Genomic DNA, 23,568 nt, shown 5'->3' on the forward strand with positions numbered 1-23,568 from the left:
GAGAGCCTTTCTTGAGCCAGGAATATACAGAAGATAAAGACGTTACCCTGAAAAAACTCAGCAGCAGCCGCCGTATTCTGGAGGCCTTGCTGGTTGTGGTAGCGGTGTTTGCTGTTTACCTTATGGCAGCACTACTCAGTTTCAATCCGTCCGACCCGAGCTGGTCTCAAACCTCTTGGCACGGTCCTATCCATAATTTGGGTGGCGGTGTCGGAGCCTGGATGGCCGATACGCTATTCTTCATTTTTGGCGTGTTGGCGTATGCCATTCCGCCAATCATGATCTGCCTTTGCTGGGCCTCTTTCCGCCAGCGAGACAGTCAGGAATATATCGACTTTTTCACTCTGTCATTACGTCTGATAGGGACGCTGGCGCTCGTTATTACGTCATGCGGTCTTGCGTCACTTAACATTGATGACCTCTATTACTTCGCTTCTGGCGGCGTGATAGGCAGTCTGCTGGGCACAGCCATGACGCCGTGGTTCAACAACGTAGGGGGCACGCTGGTGCTGCTTTGCGTGTGGGCCGCCGGTCTGACGCTGTTTACCGGCTGGTCATGGCTGACGATCGCCGAGAAAATTGGCGGCGCGGTGCTAGGGGTGACCACCTTTATGACCAACCGCTCTCGCCGTGACGACGACTACGACTACGACGATCGCCATGACCATGACGATCCGCTGCTGGACGACGAAGAACATCCTGTTCGCGCGCCGGTTTCCGCTGCGCCAGCGGTTGCTGTGTCTGCCGCCGCTCTGGCTGCCGAAGACGATGACGTCCTGTTCTCCGCGCCTTCAGTGCACGGCACGCCGGTCGCACCTCAGGCCGCTGCAGCGGTTAATGCTGCGCCGCAGTCTGAGGTTGAGCCGGTCGCCCCTGTGCATCAGGAACCTGCTGCCGTCACGCCGGCACCTGTGCAGCCACAGGCCCCGGTACAGCAGTATTCATCTGTTCAACAGGTCTCTGTGCAACCTTTACCCGTGCAACAGCAGGCACCGACGCCGGCCGTCAACGATGCGCAACAGCCTGGACATCCAGAAACGCCACCGCTTTACAGCTTCGAATTGCCGGAAGAAACGCCTGCACCGAGAAACGTTCAGCCTTCCGCGACTTCTCGTCGCTTTGATGAGCCGCAGTTGGGCGACTGGAATCAGGTCACTGAACCGCATCACGAGCGTTCACCGTTTGATTTCAATGCTGCTCCAGAAGTGGCGAGTATTGCCGCAACGGCGGCGCTGGCAACCGGTTTGGCGCAGGCAGGGAAATCTGCCGCCGCCGAGGCTGGCAATACCTTTATGCCCGCGTTCAGCGCAGTCAGTGATGAGAATCCGCAAATCAAGAAAGGCTTCGGCCCTGAGCTACCTCGTCCGAATCCTGTCAAGCTGCCAACGCGCCGTGAGCTAGCTTCCTATGGCATCAAGCTGCCGTCGCAACGTATCGCCGAGCAGCAGGAGCAGGAAGCCGCACGCCGTGCGCAGGAAGCACAGGCTCAGCAAGAGCAGGCTGCATCCCACTCGGTTGAGGACCAAGAGGCGATGCAGGAAGCCGCGCTCAGGCAGGCATTTGTCGATCAACAGAATCAGCGCTACGGCCAGACCGAAAGCCAGGCTTTCGAACAGGCAAGCGAAGAAACAGTAGACGATGAAGATGCGCTGTTACAGGCTCAACTGCGTCAGGAATTTGCCGCACGTGAGCAGGCGCGTTACCAAACTGCCGAACCTGAGCAGGCGCACGTTCAGCCTTATCAGGAGACCACTTTCCGTCAGGAAGTGCCTCAGTACGATCAGGCTGCGCGCGTGAGCCCGGTGTCGAGCCAGAATATTAGCACCCACGACGCCTTCAATTTCTCTCCGATGGCTGACTTGGTTGACGATACGCCGGTCGAGCCGCTATTTACGCTCTCTCCGCAGGTTGATGAGTCAAGGCAACCTTCTGCCTACAGTCAAAGTGCACCTTCTGCGCCGATTGAGACTTCGCAGCCCGTCGAGCCGCAGAAACCGCAGATGGACAGCCTAATTCACCCTGCGTTGATGCGTAACGAGCATCCTGTCAGCAGACCGACCACGCCATTGCCAAGCCTTGATCTCCTGACCTCGGCCCCGGCAACGGAAGAACCGGTCGACATGTTTGCGCTTGAGCAAACGGCGCAGCTCATTGAAGCCCGTCTGAATGACTATCGCATCAAGGCCGAAGTGGTCGACAAGCTGCCTGGCCCAGTCATCACCCGTTTCGAACTTGATCTGGCACCGGGCGTAAAAGCGGCACGTATTTCAAACCTGTCTCGCGACCTCGCACGTTCACTGTCTACCGTGGCCGTACGTATCGTCGAGGTTATTCCAGGCAAGCCTTACGTCGGCCTGGAGCTGCCAAACAAAAAGCGTCAGACGGTTTACCTGCGCGAAGTGCTCGATTGCCCGCAGTTTAAAAACGATCCCTCTCCGCTGACCGTGGTACTGGGTAAAGACATCGCCGGAGAACCGGTGGTGGCAGACCTCGCGAAAATGCCTCACCTGCTGGTAGCCGGTACTACGGGTTCCGGTAAATCGGTGGGCGTTAACGCCATGATCCTCAGCATGCTGTATAAGGCCACGCCGGAAGACGTGCGCTTTATCATGATCGACCCGAAAATGCTCGAGCTGTCAGTGTATGAAGGCATCCCTCATCTGTTGACCGAAGTGGTCACTGATATGAAAGATGCCGCTAATGCGCTGCGCTGGTGTGTCGGTGAGATGGAGCGACGTTATAAGCTAATGTCGGCGCTTGGCGTGCGTAACCTTGCCGGTTACAACGAGAAGATTAAAGAAGCGGAAGCGATGGGATGGCCAATCCCTGATCCATTCTGGAAGCCTAGCGACAGCATGGGTCACGAGCCGAGAAAGCTCGGGAAAGAACCGTTTATCGTCGTGCTGGTTGACGAGTTTGCCGACCTGATGATGACCGTAGGTAAAAAGGTCGAAGAACTGATTGCTCGTCTGGCGCAGAAAGCACGTGCGGCGGGTATTCACCTGGTTCTCGCGACCCAGCGTCCTTCGGTTGACGTTATCACCGGTCTAATCAAGGCAAATATCCCAACCCGTATCGCCTTTACGGTCTCGAGCAAAATCGACTCGAGGACTATACTCGATCAGGGCGGCGCGGAATCATTGCTGGGGATGGGTGACATGCTTTATATGGCCCCTAACTCATCGATTCCTATCCGCGTTCACGGCGCATTCGTTCGCGACCAGGAAGTGCACGCGGTCGTTCAAGACTGGAAAGCGCGCGGGCGTCCTCAATACATCGACAGCATTATCAAGGGCGGTGAAGAGGGCGAAGGCGGCGCGGCCGGTTTGGAGGAGGGCGAGGAGCTTGATCCGTTATTCGATCAGGCCGTGGAGTTTGTGGTTGAAAAACGTCGTGCATCGATCTCCGGCGTTCAGCGTCAGTTCCGCATCGGGTATAACCGTGCGGCGCGAATCGTTGAGCAAATGGAGGCGCAGTCTATTGTCAGTGCACCGGGACACAACGGTAACCGTGAAGTTCTTGCACCGCCTCCTCACGAATAAGTGGGGAGTTCTCAAGGGCCGCGAATGCGGCCCTTGGCTATTTCAGCAAATGCAAAGAATCGTAAAAGCTAACCTTCTCAGACGATTGAGCTATCGAAGCGTCCCTTGCTTCGCTAAAGTTTAGCTCCTGGGGTTGTTTTCCCGGGTATTCCCCCAATTGTTGGGAGAGGTCGTCTGTTCGCAATGGATTTTGAGGTAACAATAACAATGAAGAAATTATTAGCCGTAAGCTGTTTATTGACCGCATTTATTTCAGGATCTGTGCTGGCCGACGCCAGCAGCGATTTAAAGAGCCGCCTCGGTAAGCTGAATACCTTCCACGCCAGCTTTACGCAAACCGTAACCGGCGATGACGGTTCCAATATCCAGCAGGGAGAAGGCCAACTGTGGGTGAAGCGTCCGAACCTGTTTAACTGGCACATGACAACGCCGGACGAAAGCATTCTGGTTTCAGACGGTAAGACGCTGTGGTTCTACAACCCGTTCGTTGAGCAGGTAACGGCGACCTGGCTTAAAAATGCCACCGGCAATACGCCGTTCATGCTGATTACTCGTAACGACAGCAGCGACTGGGCAAAATATAACGTTTCGCAAAAGGGGGATGACTTCAATCTGACTCCGAAATCGGCGACCGGTAACCTGAAGCAATTCTCAATTACCGTCACCCCGACCGGCACCATCAAAAGCTTTACCGCGATTGAACAAGACGGGCAGCGTAGCGCCTACGCGCTGAAGGGCGAGCCAAATGCCGCCGTCGATGATGCTAAATTTAAATTTACTCCGCCTAAAGGCGTCACGCTGGACGATCAGCGTCAGTGAGGACTTGGTGAGCAATCTGTCACTCGATTTTTCCCACAATGAGTTTCAGCCACTGGCCGCAAGAATGCGGCCGGTAACGCTGGCTGAATATATTGGTCAGCAGCATCTGCTGGCTCCCGGAAAACCTTTGCCGCGCGCTATCGAGGCGGGGCAACTGCACTCCATGATCCTGTGGGGACCGCCGGGAACGGGAAAAACGACGCTGGCCGAGCTCATTGGTCGCTACGCCAATGCCGACGTTGAACGCATTTCTGCGGTGACGTCCGGCATCAAAGAGATCCGCGAGGCGATTGAGCGAGCGCGTCAGAACCGTGACGTAGGCCGCCGCACCATTCTGTTCGTTGACGAGGTCCATCGTTTCAACAAAAGTCAGCAGGATGCTTTTTTGCCGCACATTGAAGACGGCACCATCACCTTCATTGGCGCGACAACCGAGAACCCTTCGTTTGAGCTTAACTCCGCACTGCTGTCACGTGCCCGCGTTTATCTGCTGAAAGCCTTGACCCCAGACGATATCGAGAAGGTTATCGATCAGGCGATGAGCAATGCCGACCGTGGCTATGCGGGGCAAAATATTCGTATTCCGCCGCAGACGCGCCGTATGTTGGCCGAGTTGGTTAACGGTGATGCTCGCCGAGCGTTGAACAGCGTCGAAATGATGGCGGATATGGCCGAAGTCGATGCTAACGGGGTAAGAATACTGACGCCGGAGCTGCTGAAAGAGATCTCGGGCGAGCGCAGCGCACGTTTCGATAACAAGGGCGATCGCTATTACGATTTGATTTCTGCGCTGCATAAATCAGTGCGCGGTTCGGCACCCGATGCGGCGCTGTACTGGTATGCACGGATTATTACCGCCGGGGGTGACCCGCTTTACGTGGCAAGGCGTCTGTTGGCTATCGCGTCCGAAGACGTCGGCAACGCCGATCCGCGCGGTATGCAGGTGGCGATAGCTGCCTGGGACTGCTTCACCCGCGTTGGTCCGGCGGAGGGTGAAAGGGCTATCGCTCAGGCCATCGTGTATCTTGCCTGCGCGCCGAAGAGCAATGCCGTTTACACCGCCTTCAAAGCCGCGATGCGTGACGCCAAAGAGCAGGCCGATTTTGACGTGCCTGAACATCTGCGCAATGCGCCGACCAAGCTGATGAAAGAAATGGGCCTCGGGGCAGAGTACCGCTACGCGCACGACGAACCCAACGCCTATGCCGCTGGCGAGAACTATTTCCCCCCTGAGATGGCCAAAACGCAGTACTATTATCCGTCCGCACGCGGCATGGAAGGAAAAATCGGAGAAAAGCTGGCGTGGTTGGCTGAACAAGATCAAAATAGCCCGACAAAACGCTACCGATAAATTTGCTGTTGCGGTAAGGTTATCGCTGATAACTCTTTGACATGCTGCCGTTTCAGGCAGTATGTGCCATCAAAATTTTATTTAATTCAAAACTAACAGGATTAGCATGCTCGATCCCAATCTGCTGCGTAATGAGCTAGACGCAGTTGCAGAAAAACTCGCTCGCAGAGGTTTTAAACTCGATGTAGAAGCATTGCGTGCTCAAGAAGAGCGTCGCAAAGTGCTGCAAGTTGAAACGGAAAATCTTCAGGCTGAAAGGAATGCACGATCGAAATCGATCGGTGCGGCCAAGGCTCGCGGCGAAGACATCGATGCCCTGCGTCAGGAAGTTAACGAACTGGGTGACAAGCTGAGCGCGGCTAAATCCGAGCTAGAAGCACTGCTGGAAGATATGAACAAAGTCACTCAGGCGCTGCCAAACCTGCCTGATGATTGCGTTCCTGTTGGTAAAGATGACAGTGAAAACCTCGAAGTCAGCCGTTGGGGCGAGCCGCGTCAATTCGACTTTGAAGTTCGCGACCACGTTTCCCTTGGCGAACTGGCCGGTGGCCTGGATTTCGCCGCCGGTGTTAAACTGACCGGTGCTCGCTTCGTTGTGATGCAGGGGCAAATTGCCCGTATGCACCGCGCGCTGTCGCAGTTTATGCTCGATCTGCACACCGAGCAGCACGGTTATATCGAAACTGCCGTGCCGTATCTGGTGAACCACGATTCACTGTTTGGTACCGGTCAGTTGCCGAAATTTGGCGAAGACCTGTTCCATACCAAGCCACTGGGCGAAGAAGCGGGCAGCAGCAACTATGCGTTGATCCCAACTGCCGAAGTGCCGTTGACTAACCTGGCGCGCGACGAAATTCTTGAAGAAGAATCTCTGCCGCTCAAGTTGACTGCGCACACGCCGTGCTTCCGCTCTGAGGCCGGTTCTTACGGTCGCGATACCCGTGGTCTGATCCGTATGCACCAGTTCGACAAAGTCGAGATGGTACAGATAGTCCGTCCTGAAGACTCCATGCAGGCGTTGGAAGAGCTGACCGGCCATGCCGAGAAAGTACTGCAACTGCTGAACCTGCCGTATCGTAAAATGCTGCTGTGCACCGGTGATATGGGCGCAGGCTCTTGCAAGACGTACGATCTGGAAGTGTGGCTGCCTGCGCAGAACACCTATCGTGAGATCTCCTCATGCTCAAACATGTGGGATTTCCAGGCACGTCGTATGCAGGCTCGTACCCGCAGTAAAACCGAGAAGAAACCCCGTTTGGTCCATACCCTGAATGGTTCTGGTCTGGCAGTGGGCCGTACTCTGGTTGCGGTTCTCGAGAACTACCAGCAGGCAGACGGCCGCATTGCGGTACCAGAAGTTCTGCGTCCTTATATGCGTGGACTGGAATTCATCGGTTAATTTACCGGGTAAAGAATCCCCTTCCCTTGCATTCACAAAGGCCGATCGCTTACACGATTGGCCTTTGTTTTTAGGCGTAAGGGAACAGGGCAGAGCGATGATCTTCATCGGCGATATTTTTTAATCGAAACGGGAATACAACTTAAATATTTATCAAATATCTAGCGCGCCTGTTGAATAAATCCCTTACTTATCATTTTGATACCCATTTTTTATTTTTGACACTTAGCGGCAACGTTTAGTGATTGATTAGTTATTTAAATCATAGAAATACAGATTGTGCGGCGGAGTGATTTCGCCCAATTGACTTTTATCCGGCCAGTGGCATTATGCGCGCAATTTCATCGTATTTCTGGTCGCTCATTCCCTATGTCTGCTTACTCTCGCCCGGTGCTATTGCTGCTCTGTGGCCTTTTACTGTTGACCGTGTCCATTGCGGTTTTGAGCACCCTCGTCCCTTTATGGCTGACGCATGAAGCCCTGCCCACCTGGAAAGTTGGGCTGGTAAGTTCTTCATACTATGCAGGTAATTTAGTCGGCACGCTGATAGCGGGCCGCCTGATTAAACGCCTGGGCTTTAACGTCAGTTATCAGCTTTCCTGCATTCTTTTCGCCGTGGCGACCGCCGGTCTGGCACTGTCTGTGAATTTCTTGGGCTGGATAAGCTGGCGTTTTATGGCCGGTGTGGGCTGTGCGTTAATCTGGGTAGTCGTTGAGAGCGCATTGCTGCGTAGCGGCACGGTTAAAAATAGGGGGCAGCTGCTTGCCGCCTATATGATTGTCTATTATATCGGCACCGTAGCCGGGCAACTGCTGCTGGGCAAAGTCTCGACCGAACTGTTTACCGTTATCCCGTGGGTAACCGGACTGATTGTGGTCGCTATGCTGCCACTGCTGTTTGCGCACATCGCCAATCAGGACAGCGAACAGCCACACATCTCTATTTGGCCTATGTTCAAACGCCGCAGCGCCCGTCTGGGCATTAACGGCTGTGTGATTTCGGGTATTGTACTGGGTTCATTATACGGCCTGATGCCGCTGTTCCTGGCTCATCGCGGGTTAAGCGATGCGGACGTCGGTTACTGGATGGCACTGCTGGTAAGTTCCGGCATTATCGGTCAGTGGCCGGTTGGGCGTCTCGCTGACCGCTATGGTCGTTTGACGGTGCTGCGGGTTCAGGTGTTTGTGGTCATTCTGGGCAGTATCGCCATGCTCAGCGGCTATGCAATGGCGCCCGCGTTGTTCATCCTCGGCTGTGCAGGCTTTACGCTGTATCCGGTAGCGATGTCTTGGGCCTGTGAAAAGGTGAACCCCGACGAGCTGGTCGCCATGAATCAGGCGTTGCTGATGAGTTATACCATCGGAAGCCTGGCCGGTCCTTCAATGACTGCAATGCTGATGCAGAACTACTCTGACCGCGTACTGTTTGTGATGATAGCCGCGGTGGCGTTGGTCTACCTGGTGATGCTGCTGCGCAAGGCGGACCATCAGTCTACCCCTGTTGCCACTGCCTGAATTATCAATCAGTTAACAGGAAAACTCATTTTCGTCGCAACAAGGCGGCAAGAGAACTCATCCCGATGAGCTGATATAGGTCAGTGATTCGGGTGATTGAGCGCAGCCAACCCGGCTGCGGCTCCAGAGACCAGGGACTTTAGTACATCACTTTGTGGCCGTAGCCTTCTAAAATTCCCTTCACCCTATCCATAATCTCTTTCGTCGGCGGACTCACGCCATCTAGCCCATACTTCTCGCCCATCGCAGTCCATTTATGCTTGCCAAGCTCGTGATACGGCAGCAGCTCAATCTTCTCGATGTTGGTCATGTCTTTGGTAAATTCACCGAGTTTATGCGCCGACTCATCATCGTCTGACCAGCCGGGAACCACGACATAGCGGATCCAGGTGCGCTGATTGCGTTTTGCCAGATACTGCGCAAACTCCAGCGTACGGTGATTTGATACGCCGACCAGCTTCTGGTGGACTTCGTCATTCATCTGCTTGAGGTCAAGCATCACCAGGTCGGTCGCGTCGATCAGTTCATCAATGACCGGATCATAACGGCGCACAAAGCCGTTGGTGTCGAGGCAGGTGTTAATCCCCTCGGTATGGCATGCGCGGAACCAGTCGCGAACAAACTCTGCCTGCAAAATGGCCTCACCGCCCGAGGCCGTCACGCCGCCACCGGAAGCGTTCATAAAGTGGCGATAGCTCACCACCTCTTTCATCAGGTCTTCAACATTGATCTCTTTACCGCCGTGAGTGTCCCACGTATCGCGATTGTGGCAATACATGCAACGCATCAGGCAGCCCTGAAAGAAGACGATAAAACGGATACCGGGACCGTCAACGGTACCGCAAGATTCGTAGGAGTGGATGCGACCTTGAACAGACATTGCGGGTGTTCTCCAATGTGAAAAGGCTCCACGTGAGCGGAGCCTTAAAGAACGAAGCGATTAACTCATCACTCTCTTACAGCGTTTTAGTAAAGGTACGGGTAATCACGTCCTGCTGCTGTTCTTTGGTTAGTGAGTTGAAGCGTACTGCATAGCCTGAAACGCGGATAGTCAGCTGAGGGAATTTCTCAGGATTTTCCATGGCCTCCAGCAGCATCTCGCGGTTCATTACGTTAACGTTCAGATGCTGACCGCCTTCGATAGACGATTCGTGATGGAAGTAACCGTCCATCAGACCCGCCAGATTGGCTTTACGCACGTCATCATCTTTACCCAGTGCGTTTGGCACAATGGAGAAGGTGTAGGAAATTCCGTCCTTCGCGTAGGCAAACGGCAGTTTGGCTACCGAGGTCAGAGAGGCAACCGCGCCTTTCTGGTCACGGCCATGCATTGGGTTAGCGCCTGGACCAAACGGTGCACCCGCGCGACGGCCGTCTGGGGTGTTACCGGTTTTCTTACCGTACACCACGTTTGAGGTGATGGTAAGCACTGACTGGGTCGCTACGGCATCGCGGTAGGTTGGCAGTTTCTGAATTTTCTTCATAAAACGTTCAACCAGGTCGCAGGCGATATCATCAACGCGTGAATCATTGTTACCGAACTGTGGGTACTCGCCTTCGATTTTAAAGTCTACGGCAAGACCGTCTTCATCACGAATCGTGCTGACTTTGGCATACTTGATGGCCGCAAGTGAGTCGGCGGCGACTGAAAGCCCAGCAATACCACAGGCCATGGTGCGATAGACGTCGCGGTCGTGCAGCGCCATCAGCGAGGCTTCATAGCTGTATTTGTCGTGCATGTAGTGAATACAGTTCAGTGCGGTCACATACTGTTTCGCCAGCCAGTCCATAAAGTGATCCATACGTTCCATCACTTTATCGTAGTCGAGAACCTCATCCATCATCGGCGCTTCTTTAGGGCCAACCTGAATTTTCAGCTTTTCATCCACGCCGCCGTTAATGGCGTACAGCATAGTTTTCGCCAGATTAGCGCGTGCGCCAAAGAACTGCATCTGTTTGCCGACAATCATCGGACTTACGCAGCAGGCGATTGCATAATCGTCATTGTTGAAATCCGGACGCATCAAATCATCGTTTTCATACTGAATGGATGAGGTGTCGATAGACACTTTGGCGGCGTATTTCTTAAAGTTCACCGGCAGTTTTTCAGACCACAGGATGGTCATGTTTGGCTCCGGTGACGGACCCATGGTGTAGAGAGTATTCAGGAAACGATAACTGTTTTTAGTCACTAAAGTACGGCCGTCTACGCCCATCCCGGCGAGAGACTCAGTCGCCCAGATTGGGTCACCGGAGAACAGCTCGTCATATTCTGGCGTACGCAGGAAGCGCACCATGCGAAGTTTCATCACCAGATGGTCAATCAGCTCCTGCGCCTGCTCTTCGTTCAGCTTACCGGCCTTGATGTCGCGCTCGATAAAGATATCGAGGAAGGTGGACACGCGGCCAAACGACATGGCTGCACCGTTCTGCGATTTTACTGCGGCGAGGTAGCCGAAGTAGGTCCATTGAACGGCTTCTTGTGCACTGTTAGCCGGTCCTGAAATGTCGAAACCGTATTTGGCGGCCATCTCTTTTATTTGAGCCAGCGCACGATGCTGTTCGGCAATCTCTTCGCGCAGTTGCAGCGTCATTTGCAGGTCTTCGCCATTTTCGAGACGAGATTGCAGAGACTGGAACTGGGCAAGTTTGTCAGCCATCAGGAAGTCGATACCGTAAAGCGCTACGCGACGATAGTCACCGATGATGCGTCCACGACCATAGGCATCAGGCAGACCGGTCAGTACACCGGATTTGCGGCAGTTAAGGATGTCTTTGGTGTAAACGTCAAATACGCCCTGATTATGGGTTTTACGGTATTCGGTGAAGACTTTTTTCAACTGTGGGTCAAGTTCGCGGCCATAGACCTTACAGGAGCCTTCAACCATTTTGATGCCGCCAAACGGGATAATGGCACGTTTCAACGGCGCGTCGGTTTGCAGGCCGACGATGGCTTCCAGCGATTTATTGATGTATCCCGCATCGTGCGAGGTAATGGTGGAGGCGAGGTCGGTATCGAAATCCACAGGCGCTTTGGTGGCGTTCTCCTGCTTGATACCCTCCATGACGCTGTCCCAGAGGGTAGTGGTCGCTTGCGTTGCGCCAGCCAGGAAAGATTCGTCACCCTCGTAAGGGGCGTAGTTTTTCTGAATGAAGTCGCGAACGTTAACTTCGGTCTGCCATTCTCCCGGGGTAAAATCTTGCCATGCAGAGGTCAATTTTTCATTGAGATTAGACATTTTGTACCTACCTTCTAATTTTGATTTTTCAAGAAATTGCGTTATCGAGATAACTTGAAAACAAGTTTAAAAATTTTGAGACAAGCCGCGTCGGATATTAGTGAGGCTGCTCATCACGGAGATATATGACCCAGTAGGTCAGGCCGACCAGCAGACCACCGCCGATGATGTTGCCAATAGTCACTGGGATCAGATTGTCGACGATAAAGTTGGTGATATTGAGTTCGGCGAACTTCTCTGGTGCGCTGCCAACGGCTTGCCAGAAGCTGGCTGGCGCGAAACATTTGATGACGATGCCCAGTGGGATCATGAACATGTTGGCGATGCTGTGTTCGAATCCGCTGGCAACGAACATCGCGACCGGCAGAATCATGGCGAACATTTTGTCCATCAGGCTGCGGCCCGAGTAGCTCATCCACACCGCAAGACAGACCATCAGATTGGCCAAAATGCCGAGGCAAACGGCCTCGATGAAGGTGTGATGCATTTTATGGTCGGCGGTTTGCAGTGCGTTGAGTCCCCACAGACCGTTGTCGGTCATCATCATGCCGGAGAACCAGATCAACGCGACAAACAGCAACGCACCGATCAGATTACCGATATAAACATTTGCCCAGTTGCGTGCGAGCTGCCCCCAGGTAATTCGGCCACTGGCCTTGGCGATGACGATAAGCACGGTGGAGGTAAACAGGTCTGCGCCGCAGACCACCACCAGCATCAGGCCGAGTGAGAAACAGATGCCCCCAACCAGTTTTGCCAAGCCGAAAGGCACGGCGGCAGTGCCGGTGGTTGAGGTCAGGTAGAAAACAAAGGCTATCGAAATAAAGACGCCAGCGGTTATCGCCAGGAAAAAAGTTTTGATAGGTTGCTTAGTGGCTTTGTACACCCCTGCATCTTCAGCAACTTTTGCTGTGGCAGCGGGTAATAATAAATTGAAGGGGTTGTCAGCGTTCACATTAACTCTCTCTTATGAAGGGCCATGCACTGCAAGAAAGATATTAGCAACGTAGTGTAGTTGAGATATTGATTTGGATCATAAGTCGGGTCTGAACGAGGGAGTGTTGCGGGATTTTAATACGTAGTTTTATAGTTAACCTTATGATTTTTAATGTAAAAAAACTTTTTAATTCTTGCAAAAAATGTTGAAGGTAACCTGAGGTTATTGCGCTTGTTCATTGAATTATATGCAATAATCAGAAATTACCCTGCGGTACGAACCTTTGGGGCTGTCTGTTATTTTGAAATATAAAAGTGCCGCTTTGCAGCGTATTTTAATGTCAGGGAGCAATTTTGCGATATTTAACGCTTGTTTGCTCGGAGAGTCAAAGCAGTTAAACCAATTTTTTTTTTCACTGGAATCGAGGTCGTGAAAACCGGCTTATTTTTCATAACGTACTAATAAAAAACCGGCAGTTTCCCGCCGGTTTGATGGAGTCAATGATCAGGCTGAAGCCTTAGGCTTTTGACCAGTGACGACGCTTGGCGGCCTGCAATTTTTCGTAAGCGGCCAGCAGACCCTGATGCGCTGGCAGCGCTTTTAGCTCGGGGTCAACCGCAAACAGGCCATGGAAACGCTCTTCACCGCTGATAGCAGCAGAAGCACGGTCAACGGCTTCCTGACCGTACATCTTAACAAACGCCGTGTAGTACTGAGACGCTTCGCGCTCTGGCTCAAGCGCCAGCTGCAGCAGCGTTTGCAGGCAACGGTAGTAGTTGTTGCGTTCTGCGCTGTAAACGGAGGCGTTAAACTCGTGCGCCCATTCAGCCCAGGTCAGCGCTTGATCCATATCCCCGCCGGCCAGCGCCAGCATAGATTTCAGCTCGCCAATGCGCAGCGTGTACCAGCCGTTGTCTTTACCGCTGGCAATGCCTAGCAGTTCACGAACGCGGGTGAAGTCGTCCAGACCTTCGTCGTCCAGCTGGGTGATCATTTCCAGATATTCTTCTGGAGCGAAATCGCTGTCCGGAAGCGCCAGGATTTGCTCGCGCAGGTGGGCGCCCATGCTGTTATTAGCCAGCAGCAGGTCTTCGGCAGGGTAAATATCGGACATGCCTGGAACGATGATGCGGCAAGCGTAAACGTCGAGATGCTCATAGTCGGCGATGTAAACCTCGGCGTCTTCTTTGTCGAAGATAGCCATCAGCGTCGCGAACTCTTCTTCGGTGGTCCCGCTGAAGCTCCAGTCAACGAACGGATAGTCTGCGTCCTGCTTGAACAGGTCCCAACAGATAAGGCCGCTTGAGTCGATGAAGTGGGTTTCAAGGTTCGCATGCTCTGCCACTTCTTCATCATCGAAGGTCGGTGCAGTGAACACGTCGAGATCTTTCAGGCTACGGCCCTGCAGCAGTTCGGTAACGGTACGCTCAAGCGCAACGCCGAAGTCAGGGTGAGCGCCGAAGGAGGCGAAACAGGTGCCATTGGCTGGGTTAAACAGCACGACGCAGATAACCGGATATTCGCCGCCCAGGGAGGCGTCGTAAGAAAGAATAGGGAAGCCTTCTTCTTCCAGTTTGGCAATCGCTTCAACGACGCCAGGATAGCGCGCCAGCACGTCGGCAGGAATTTCCGGCAGGCTGATAGATTCAGCGATGATGCGATTCTTGACATAACGTTCGAAGACTTCTGACAGACCCTGAACGCGCGCTTCGTTAGCGGTATTACCCGCAGACATGCCGTTGGAGACATACAGGTTACCGATAATGTTCATCGGAATGTAGACGGTTTGCTGGTCTGACTGACGGGTGAACGGCAGGGCACAGATACCGCGATCGGCATTGCCGGACTGCAGGTCGATCAACTCGCTGCCGGTCAGCTCTTTCTCTGCGTCATAGAACGCATGCAGACGCTCATCGAGAATGCCCGCAGGCAGACTGTTGTCGGCCGGGATCGGGAACCATTTTTCATTTGGGTAGTGAACGAAATCGCCTTCGGCAATATCTTTTCCGAGATAGAAGTCGGCGAAAAAGTAGTTGGTAGACAGGCGTTCGAAATATTCGCCCAGCGCCGAGGCCAATGCCGCTTTTTTACTGGCTCCCTTGCCGTTGGTAAAGCACAGCGGGCAGTCGCGGTCGCGGATATGCACGGACCAGACGTGCGGGACCGGATTCAGCCACGAGGCCTCTTCAATATTGAAGCCGAGGTCGGTGAGTTTTTGCTGAAAACGGGAGATGGAGTCTTCCAGCGCCGCGTCTTTGCCAGGGATAAAAGTTTGCGTCATTGAGTTCACTTTTGTGCGTTCTAAAAACGCGCAATGATACGGGGTTTTTGACCTGAGCTCCACGTATTCATGCCACTAAGGAAAAAGAATATGACGGCCGCCGACATGAATTTTATTACTGATTATTAATCTTTGGTGAATAACAATTGCAGCCGGTGGTGACCAGTGATAAAACCGATAAACTGGTTGTTGATAAACGCAAACGATTCAATGTGGCGAACTATCAACAACTCAACTGGCTTTCAAGTAGCTATCAAAGAGAAGTGGTGAGGGGAAATGACTCAGGTTTATAATTTTAGCTCAGGTCCGGCAATGATCCCGGCTGAAGTCTTACGTCGTGCTGAACAAGAACTCTGTAACTGGCACGGTCTCGGTACCTCGGTGATGGAAATCAGTCACCGTAGCAAGGAGTTTATTCAGGTAGCCGAGGAATCCGAAAAGGATATTCGTGACCTGATGAACATCCCCTCGAACTATAAAGTGCTGTTCTGTCACGGTGGCGCGCGCGCCCAGTTCGCTGCTATTCCACTGAACCTGCTGGGCGACAAAGCCACCGCTGACTATATCGACGGCGGCTACTGGGCGCACAGCGCGGTCAAAGAAGCGCAGAAATATTGCACCCCGAACGTCATCGACATCACCACCACTCAGGGTGACAAACGTGGTCTGCTGCCAATGAGCGAGTGGAAACTCAGCAAAGACGCAGCCTATGTTCACTACTGCCCGAACGAAACCATCGACGGCCTGGCTATCACCGAAATGCCTGATTTTGGCGATAAAGTCGTCATTGCCGACTACTCATCAACCATTCTGTCCGGCCCAATCGACGTGAGCCGCTTTGGCGTTATTTACGCCGGCGCGCAGAAAAATATCGGTCCTGCGGGACTGACGCTGGTTATCGTCCGCGACGATCTGTTGGGTAAAGCCCGTAAAGAGCTGCCTTCTATCCTCGACTATACCGTGCTGGCAGAGAACGACTCCATGTTCAACACGCCGCCGACTTTCGCCTGGTACCTGTCTGGCATGGTCTTTAAATGGCTGAAAGAGCAGGGCGGTCTGGTCGAAATCGAAAAACGCAACAAGGCCAAGGCCGAGCTGCTTTACAGCACCATCGACAACAGCAGTTTCTACCGTAATCAGGTGGCTGACGCTAACCGTTCACGCATGAACGTGCCGTTCCAGCTGACAGACTCTGCTTTGGATGCCGTCTTCCTGAAAGAATCACTTGAAGCCGGTCTTCACGCATTGAAAGGTCACCGTGTGGTAGGCGGCATGCGTGCTTCCATCTATAATGCGATGCCGCTGGAAGGCGTTCAGGCGCTGACCGCGTTCATGAGCGACTTCGAAAAACGTCACGGCTAAGTCGAAGTTTCACTAACTGTTTGATTTGCATTTTATTTTTTACAAATGCTTTTGATTGAACAATAACCCCGGCCTAAATCCGGGGTTATGTTTTTTTAAACTAATACCGATGTACGGAGAAATTGTGGAAGCCCTGACCCTACAACCTGTTGCGCGAGTAAACGGCACAATCAACTTACCTGGCTCGAAAAGTGTCTCCAACCGTGCGCTTTTGTTGGCTGCTTTCGCCAAGGGAACCACTCGCCTGACTAATCTGCTGGACAGCGATGACGTTCGCCACATGCTGAACGCCCTGACCCAGTTGGGTGTGACACACCGCCTGTCCGAAGACCGCACTCACTGCGAGATTGACGGCCTCGGTGGTATTTTCCCTAAAGCCGACTCCCTCGAGCTGTTCCTCGGTAACGCGGGTACGGCGATGCGTCCTCTGGCCGCGGCTCTGTGTCTGGGTGAGCAGAACGTGGTCCTGACCGGTGAGCCACGCATGAAAGAGCGCCCGATTGGCCATCTGGTCGACGCATTACGCCTGGGCGGCGCGCAAATAGACTATCTCGAGCAAACCGATTATCCGCCACTGCGCCTGCGCGGTGGCTTCAAAGGCGGCGAAATCAGCGTTGACGGCAGCGTATCCAGCCAGTTCCTGACCGCTTTGCTGATGACTGCACCGCTGGCCGAAAATGACACCCTTATCCGCATCAAGGGTGACCTGGTCTCGAAGCCATATATCGACATTACCCTCAACCTGATGAAAACCTTCGGTGTGACCGTGGTCAACGAGGATTATCAGCAGTTCCGCGTGCAGGCCAACCAGAGCTATATTTCTCCGGGCAGCTATCTGGTCGAGGGCGATGCGTCTTCTGCGTCTTACTTCCTGGCGGCGGCGGCTATCAAGGGGGGCACCGTGCGCGTAACAGGTATCGGTAAGAACAGCATGCAGGGCGACATTCGCTTTGCCGATGTGCTGGAGAAAATGGGCGCGAAAGTCACCTGGTCTGAAGACTACATCGAATGTACTCGCGGTGAGCTGCACGGCATCGATATGGACATGAATCACATTCCTGATGCGGCCATGACTATCGCCACTGCGGCGCTGTTTGCTCAGGGCCCGACGACGCTGCGCAACATCTATAACTGGCGCGTGAAAGAGACTGACCGTTTGGCGGCTATGGCGACAGAGCTGCGCAAAGTGGGGGCAACGGTCGAAGAGGGTGAAGACTATATTCACATTGAGCCGCCTGCGACGCTGACCTTTGCCGAGATTGGCACCTATAACGATCACCGTATGGCGATGTGCTTCTCGCTGGTGGCGTTGTCAGACACGCCGGTTACTATTCTTGACCCGAAATGCACGGCTAAGACGTTCCCAGACTATTTTGACCGTCTCGCCTCCCTCAGCACTCCGGCTTAAAAAGTCTTAAGTTGCTGAAATTTTCAAAACGGACGTCCTTGGATGTCCGTTTTTTCTTTTTCGCACAGTCATCCTGCCGCCGCTATGCTTAAATAATCTCTGTTTTGCCTAATTGTTGAATAGTTTTGCCCCGTTAGTGAGCTTATTTTCCGCAACATAGTGATGCGGGGTAACAGTTCGGCTAAAGGCAGCGTATAATGCTGCACCTGAATTAGCCCCGTTGGGCTAACGATGAGGGGTTTTCCCCACCGAAAGGAGAGAGAATGACGGCTATGACTTCGTCTATAACCCCAGTGATAACCGTTGACGGGCCAAGTGGTGCTGGTAAAGGCACACTGTGTAAGGCTCTGGCTGAGGCGTTTGGATGGCACCTGCTGGACTCCGGTGCAATTTATCGTGTTCTGGCTCTTGCGGCGCTGCATCATCAGGTTGATATCGTGTCAGAAGAGGCTCTGGTGCCGCTCGCTGCCCACCTCGACGTTCGCTTTGTAGCGAATAACGGACACCTGAACGTTATTTTGGAAGGTGAGGACGTCACGCACGAGATCCGCACCGAGACCGTAGGCAATACCGCGTCACAGGCGGCTGCTTTTCCGCGCGTTCGCGAAGCGCTTCTTCGCCGCCAACGTGCGTTTAAAGAGATGCCTGGCCTGATTGCCGATGGCCGAGACATGGGAACCGTGGTGTTCCCGGAAGCGCCGGTGAAGATTTTTCTCGACGCCAGCCCTGAAGAACGTGCAAACAGAAGAATGCTACAGTTGCAGGAAAAGGGCTTTAGTGTTAACTTTGAACGTCTTTTAGCCGAGATAAAAGAGCGGGATGACCGCGATCGTAATCGGCCTATAGCGCCTTTAGTGCCTGCTCAAGATGCATTAATGCTGGATTCAACCAGTATGTCCATCGATGCAGTTATCGAAAAAGCGTTGGCTTATGCCACTGAAATTCTAGGATTGCCGCAAAAACAAACCCGGTGATTCGAGCTATTATGGGTGCTGCTCCATTCTTTTTTTGTAAAGAACAGGGTCAGTGCCTATTTTGGCTACAGTTTTTTTTAACCTCGCCGCCAGGACGGTAGTGGGGCATTTGAAACAACCCCATCCAGCATGAAGCCAGATGGACGTTAAACTTAAGAAACTAAAGATTATCAACATGACTGAATCTTTTGCTCAACTCTTTGAAGAATCCTTACAAACAATCGAAACCCGTCCGGGTTCCATCGTCCGTGGTGTTGTCGTGTCTATCGACAAAGACGTTGTACTGGTTGACGCCGGTCTGAAGTCTGAGTCTGCTATTCCGGCAGAGCAGTTCAAAAACGCACAGGGCGAACTGGAAATCCAGGTTGGCGACGAAGTTGATGTTGCGCTGGACGCGGTAGAAGACGGCTTCGGTGAAACCCTGCTGTCCCGTGAAAAAGCTAAGCGTCATGAAGCATGGCTGATGCTGGAAAAAGCTTACGAAGAAGCTGCAACTGTTACCGGTGTTATCAACGGTAAAGTTAAAGGCGGTTTCACCGTTGAGCTGAACGGTATTCGTGCGTTCCTGCCAGGTTCACTGGTAGACGTGCGTCCTGTTCGCGACACGCTGCATCTCGAAGGCAAAGATCTTGAGTTCAAAGTCATCAAGCTGGACCAGAAGCGCAACAACGTTGTTGTTTCTCGTCGTGCAGTAATTGAGTCTGAGAACAGCGCTGAGCGCGATCAACTGCTGGAAAACCTGCAGGAAGGCATGGAAGTTAAAGGTATCGTTAAGAACCTCACTGACTACGGCGCCTTCGTTGATCTGGGCGGTGTTGACGGCCTGCTGCACATCACAGATATGGCTTGGAAGCGCGTTAAGCACCCAAGCGAGATCGTGAATGTTGGCGACGAAATCACTGTTAAAGTTCTGAAATTCGACCGTGAGCGTACTCGTGTTTCCCTGGGCTTGAAACAGCTGGGCGAAGATCCATGGGTTGCTATCGCTAAACGTTACCCAGAAAGCACCAAGCTGACTGGTCGTGTAACCAACCTGACTGATTACGGCTGCTTCGTAGAAATCGAAGAAGGCGTTGAAGGTCTGGTACACGTTTCTGAAATGGACTGGACCAACAAAAACATCCACCCATCCAAAGTTGTTAACGTGGGTGATGTTGTGGAAGTTATGGTTCTGGACATCGACGAAGAACGTCGTCGTATCTCCCTGGGCCTGAAGCAGTGTAAAGCTAACCCATGGCAGCAATTCGCAGAAACCCACAACAAGAACGACCGTGTTGAAGGTAAAATCAAGTCAATCACTGACTTCGGTATCTTCATCGGTCTGGACGGCGGCATCGACGGCCTGGTTCACCTGTCTGACATCTCCTGGAACGTTGCAGGCGAAGAAGCAGTACGTGAATACAAAAAAGGCGACGAAATCGCAGCTGTGGTTCTGCAGGTTGACGCAGAGCGTGAGCGTATCTCCCTGGGCGTGAAGCAACTGGCAGAAGACCCGTTCAATAACTACCTGTCTGTAAACAAGAAAGGTACTATTGTTACTGGTAAAGTAACTGCAGTTGACGCTAAAGGTGCTACAGTTGAATTAGCAGGCGGCGTAGAAGGTTACCTGCGTGCTTCTGAAGCTTCTCGCGACCGTATTGAAGACGCAACTCTGGTTCTGAACGTTGGTGATGAAGTTGAAGCTAAATTCACCGGTGTTGACCGTAAGAACCGCGTTGTAAGCCTGTCCGTCCGTGCTAAGGACGAAGCAGACGAGAAAGATGCAATCGCTGTGGTTAACAACAAGCCAGACGAAAGCAACTTCTCTAACGCTATGGCTGAAGCGTTCAAAGCGGCAAAAGGCGAGTAATAACGGGACGCAGCTCCATGATGGAGCTGCTTCTATAACGGTAGTTTAGCTGCAAAGCTTGGAGGTTATATGACCAAGTCTGAACTCATTGAAAGACTTGCTGGCCAGCACTCTCATGTCCCGGCGAAAGCCGTTGAGGATGCCGTGAAAGAGATGCTTGAACATATGGCTGCAACCTTAGCTGATGGAGAACGCATCGAAATCCGCGGGTTTGGCAGTTTTTCTCTTCACTACCGTGCTCCGCGCGTGGGACGCAACCCTAAAACGGGTGACAAAGTTGAGTTGGACGGCAAATACGTTCCTCACTTCAAGCCAGGTAAAGAGTTGCGTGACCGTGCGAACATTTATGGTTAAGGACTCGTCCTTAGCTTAGATGTATGCCTATAGCGAATAAAACGGTGTCCTCACGGGCACCGTTTTTTTTTGCTTTCGGACGCATATTTTAAAAGCCTGTTTTTTATTTATTTATTCTGGGCAACGTTTCCCAGCCTCCGCTTTTGCCGATTGCGCCTCATAGGTCTCTCAATAACACTCGTCCTCTCAGTTCGCGGCTTGCCGCATACCCTCCCTGTGGCGGAGGCAATTAAGGATGGGCATCATTAATATCACCTATACCCAGACTGCGCTGGCATTAGTGGCAGGGATACTTCCGCTGACGGTTTTGCCGATATTGCCCGACAGCTATCAGTGCATCGCGTTATTTTGCCTTGCCTGCATCGCCGGGTATTTGCCCTATCGCAGCACAAAACTGTTTTGCATTGCGCTGCTGGGACTGCTTTGGGCGACGGCAAACGGAAATCAGATTTTGCAGCAAACGCGAGACTTTAGCGGCGGTAGGCAGCAGGTTGTGGCGCGCATTGAAAGCCCTTTTTTGCAGCGTGAGGAAAAACACAATGTCCTCATCGCCTTAAAAGAGGTCAATGGCGTCAGGGTATTTCCGCCGCTTGCGGCGAAAGTCTCCAGTGAGGGTTTTCCTCAAGGATACTGTGCCGGGCAGCGTTGGTTGCTCACCATGAGTCTGAGGCCGGTGCACAGCCAGTTAAACCTCGGCGGTTTTGACGGTCAGCGTTGGGCGGTTGCCAATCGCCAGACGCTAAGTGGGCGTATTAACTCGGCAGAGCGAATAACCGCCGGGTGTTCTTTACGCCAGCAGATCATTAGCGACGTACAGCGGCAAATCACCACGCTGGATAATATGCCGGTGCTACTTGCTCTAGCGTTTGGTGAGCGAGGGCTTATCAGCAAACCATTGAGTCAACTGTATAAGGTCACCGGCACAGCGCATCTGATGGCTATTTCTGGTCTGCATATTGGTGTGGCGGCACTCATTGGTTGGCTGTTGGCGCGTGCAACACAGTTTCTGCTGCCGCTCCGCTGGATAGACTATCGGTTCCCGCTCATTGTTAGCTGGTTGGCGATGCTGTTTTATACCTGGCTGTCGGGGGTTAATCCTCCTGCAATGCGTGCCGCGTTGGCGATTTCACTTTGGCAGTTGCTCAAGCTGTGCCGTCTGCGTTGTACCGCATGGCAAGTATGGAGCTGGGGCGTGGCGTTGCTTATGGTTAGCGACCCATTGAGCATTCTTTCAGACAGTTTTTGGTTGTCATGTTTTGCTGTCGCCGGGCTGATATTCTGGTTTCAGTGGGTGCCCTTACCGAGTCGATATGCGCGGCACTGGTACTGGGCATGGGTCCGCTGGGGGCATCTTCAGGCAGGAATGACCCTATTGCTGTTGCCGATGCAAATTGGGATTTTTCATGGGTTGAGCAGCGCATCCTTTTTCGCCAACCTCTGGGCAGTGCCGATTGTATCGCTTTTTACCGTCCCTTTGGTATTAGCGGCGCTCTTTTTAACGCCTCTCCCCTATGATATTGCCTTTCCCGTTACTCAGGCGATGTGGACGCTCGCCGATATTAGCCTTGATTGGGTTGAGGCTGGGCTCAACAAGGCGGAAAACTACTGGTTACCGTTAGGTGAGAACGTGCTTATTTTCAGCCTGACAGGATGGCTGGGCATCATAATCTGGCGTATGGGATGGATCAAAACCTATCCGATGGACGTCATTGCGCTGTGCGGCGTGATGCTGCTGTGGCGACAATCCTCGACTCGGGAAAACTGGCGCGTCGATATGTTGGACGTAGGGCATGGACTGGCAGTATTAATCGAGAAGAACGGGCGAGGCGTACTTTATGATACCGGAAACCGTTGGGAGACGGGGTCCCAGGCGCAGATGCAAATCCTGCCTTATCTTCAGTGGCGCAACATCGTGCTCGATCAGATAATCGTCAGCCATAGCCACATGGACCACAACGGAGGAACCAAACAGGTGCGCGCCGCTTTTCCTTCTGCCAGTCTGCGGACCTCTTTTAAAGGAAATTTACCCTGTGTGAAAGGACAGCGCTGGCGGTGGCAGGAACTGGATTTTGAGGTGCTCTGGCCCCCCGCGCTGAAAGACCATGCCGGCAATGATGACAGCTGCGTCGTACGCGTCAGCGATAATAAATTTAGCGTGCTGCTTACCGGCGACATTGAGCGTGCTGCCGAAACTGTACTGGTAAAGCAGAGCAGGGCGAGGTTACAGGTTAATTTACTGCAGGTTCCACATCACGGCAGTAACACCTCCTCCTTCGGGCCTTTCTTGCGAGCCTCGGGGGCAGAAGTCGCTATCGCCTCGGCGTCTCGCTACAACGTATGGCGTTTACCGGCGCAAAAAATAAAAAATCGATATCGCGAAAACGAGATGATTTGGCACGATACTTCACGTGCAGGGCAGTTGAGTGCGTTTTTTTTCAACAATTATTGGGTAATTAAAGGCCTGCGTGATCAATTAGTGCCACGTTGGTATCATCAGTGGTTTGGCGTTAGAGGAGATAATGCGTAGAATAGGCCGCT

The 23,568-nt window shown here is 52.9% G+C and carries 15 protein-coding genes; 11 read left to right on the forward strand and 4 right to left on the reverse strand.

The window, feature by feature from the left end; all coding sequences use genetic code 11:
• Positions 1-11: 11 nt before the first annotated feature.
• From BS640_RS13460 to BS640_RS13480, 5 genes are all read left to right on the forward strand, one after another.
• Positions 12-3,542 carry a DNA translocase FtsK 4TM domain-containing protein gene (locus BS640_RS13460; protein ID WP_084912744.1) on the forward strand — a complete coding sequence of 1,177 codons (3,531 nt, stop codon included), beginning with the start codon at positions 12-14 and terminating at the stop codon, positions 3,540-3,542.
• A gap of 207 nt (positions 3,543-3,749) precedes the next feature.
• Positions 3,750-4,361, forward strand: a complete 612-nt coding sequence (gene lolA, locus BS640_RS13465) for an outer membrane lipoprotein periplasmic chaperone LolA (RefSeq protein WP_017491733.1) — start codon at positions 3,750-3,752, stop codon at positions 4,359-4,361.
• Positions 4,362-4,368: 7 nt separating this feature from the next.
• A complete protein-coding gene (locus BS640_RS13470; protein WP_017491734.1) occupies positions 4,369-5,712 on the forward strand; it encodes a replication-associated recombination protein A in 1,344 nt (447 codons plus the stop codon).
• A 106-nt stretch (positions 5,713-5,818) separates the two neighbouring features.
• Positions 5,819-7,111: a serine--tRNA ligase gene (gene serS / locus BS640_RS13475; RefSeq protein ID WP_017491735.1), complete on the forward strand. Its 1,293-nt coding sequence runs from the start codon at positions 5,819-5,821 to the stop codon at positions 7,109-7,111.
• Positions 7,112-7,480: 369 nt separating this feature from the next.
• Positions 7,481-8,626, forward strand: coding sequence for an MFS transporter (locus BS640_RS13480; protein ID WP_084912745.1), 1,146 nt, complete (start codon positions 7,481-7,483; stop codon positions 8,624-8,626).
• Between the two features lie 139 nt (positions 8,627-8,765).
• On the opposite strand, the gene pflA is transcribed toward BS640_RS13480, so the two are convergent.
• The 4 genes from pflA to ycaO all read right to left on the reverse strand — a co-directional run bounded on the left by pflA (position 8,766) and on the right by ycaO (position 15,083).
• Positions 8,766-9,506: a pyruvate formate lyase 1-activating protein gene (pflA, locus tag BS640_RS13485; RefSeq protein WP_017491737.1), complete on the reverse strand. Its 741-nt coding sequence runs from the start codon at positions 9,504-9,506 to the stop codon at positions 8,766-8,768.
• Between the two features lie 76 nt (positions 9,507-9,582).
• Positions 9,583-11,865 (reverse strand): formate C-acetyltransferase, encoded by a 2,283-nt coding sequence (pflB, locus tag BS640_RS13490; RefSeq protein WP_017491738.1) that lies wholly within the window; start codon positions 11,863-11,865, stop codon positions 9,583-9,585.
• A 97-nt stretch (positions 11,866-11,962) separates the two neighbouring features.
• Positions 11,963-12,820 (reverse strand): formate transporter FocA, encoded by an 858-nt coding sequence (gene focA / locus BS640_RS13495; RefSeq protein WP_026110508.1) that lies wholly within the window; start codon positions 12,818-12,820, stop codon positions 11,963-11,965.
• A gap of 499 nt (positions 12,821-13,319) precedes the next feature.
• The gene (gene ycaO, locus BS640_RS13500) at positions 13,320-15,083 is read right to left on the reverse strand and encodes a 30S ribosomal protein S12 methylthiotransferase accessory factor YcaO (RefSeq protein ID WP_084912746.1); all 1,764 of its coding nucleotides are present in this window, start codon (positions 15,081-15,083) and stop codon (positions 13,320-13,322) included.
• A 276-nt stretch (positions 15,084-15,359) separates the two neighbouring features.
• Here ycaO and serC point away from each other — a divergent pair, with 276 nt between their 5' ends.
• The 6 genes from serC to BS640_RS13530 all read left to right on the forward strand — a co-directional run bounded on the left by serC (position 15,360) and on the right by BS640_RS13530 (position 23,557).
• Complete coding sequence (gene serC / locus BS640_RS13505; RefSeq protein ID WP_084912747.1) at positions 15,360-16,445, forward strand: 3-phosphoserine/phosphohydroxythreonine transaminase; 1,086 nt, start codon at positions 15,360-15,362, stop codon at positions 16,443-16,445.
• A 124-nt stretch (positions 16,446-16,569) separates the two neighbouring features.
• Complete coding sequence (gene aroA, locus BS640_RS13510; protein WP_084912748.1) at positions 16,570-17,853, forward strand: 3-phosphoshikimate 1-carboxyvinyltransferase; 1,284 nt, start codon at positions 16,570-16,572, stop codon at positions 17,851-17,853.
• A gap of 272 nt (positions 17,854-18,125) precedes the next feature.
• Complete coding sequence (gene cmk / locus BS640_RS13515; RefSeq protein ID WP_026110509.1) at positions 18,126-18,827, forward strand: (d)CMP kinase; 702 nt, start codon at positions 18,126-18,128, stop codon at positions 18,825-18,827.
• Positions 18,828-19,002: 175 nt separating this feature from the next.
• Positions 19,003-20,676: a 30S ribosomal protein S1 gene (rpsA, locus tag BS640_RS13520; protein ID WP_026110510.1), complete on the forward strand. Its 1,674-nt coding sequence runs from the start codon at positions 19,003-19,005 to the stop codon at positions 20,674-20,676.
• Positions 20,677-20,745: 69 nt separating this feature from the next.
• Positions 20,746-21,030 (forward strand): integration host factor subunit beta, encoded by a 285-nt coding sequence (ihfB, locus tag BS640_RS13525; protein ID WP_009636638.1) that lies wholly within the window; start codon positions 20,746-20,748, stop codon positions 21,028-21,030.
• Positions 21,031-21,265: 235 nt separating this feature from the next.
• Complete coding sequence (locus BS640_RS13530) at positions 21,266-23,557, forward strand: ComEC family protein (RefSeq protein WP_084912749.1); 2,292 nt, start codon at positions 21,266-21,268, stop codon at positions 23,555-23,557.
• The last annotated feature ends 11 nt before the right edge of the window (positions 23,558-23,568 follow it).

The organism is Rouxiella badensis, from assembly GCF_002093665.1.
In the GTDB taxonomy this organism is placed as follows: domain Bacteria; phylum Pseudomonadota; class Gammaproteobacteria; order Enterobacterales; family Enterobacteriaceae; genus Rouxiella; species Rouxiella badensis.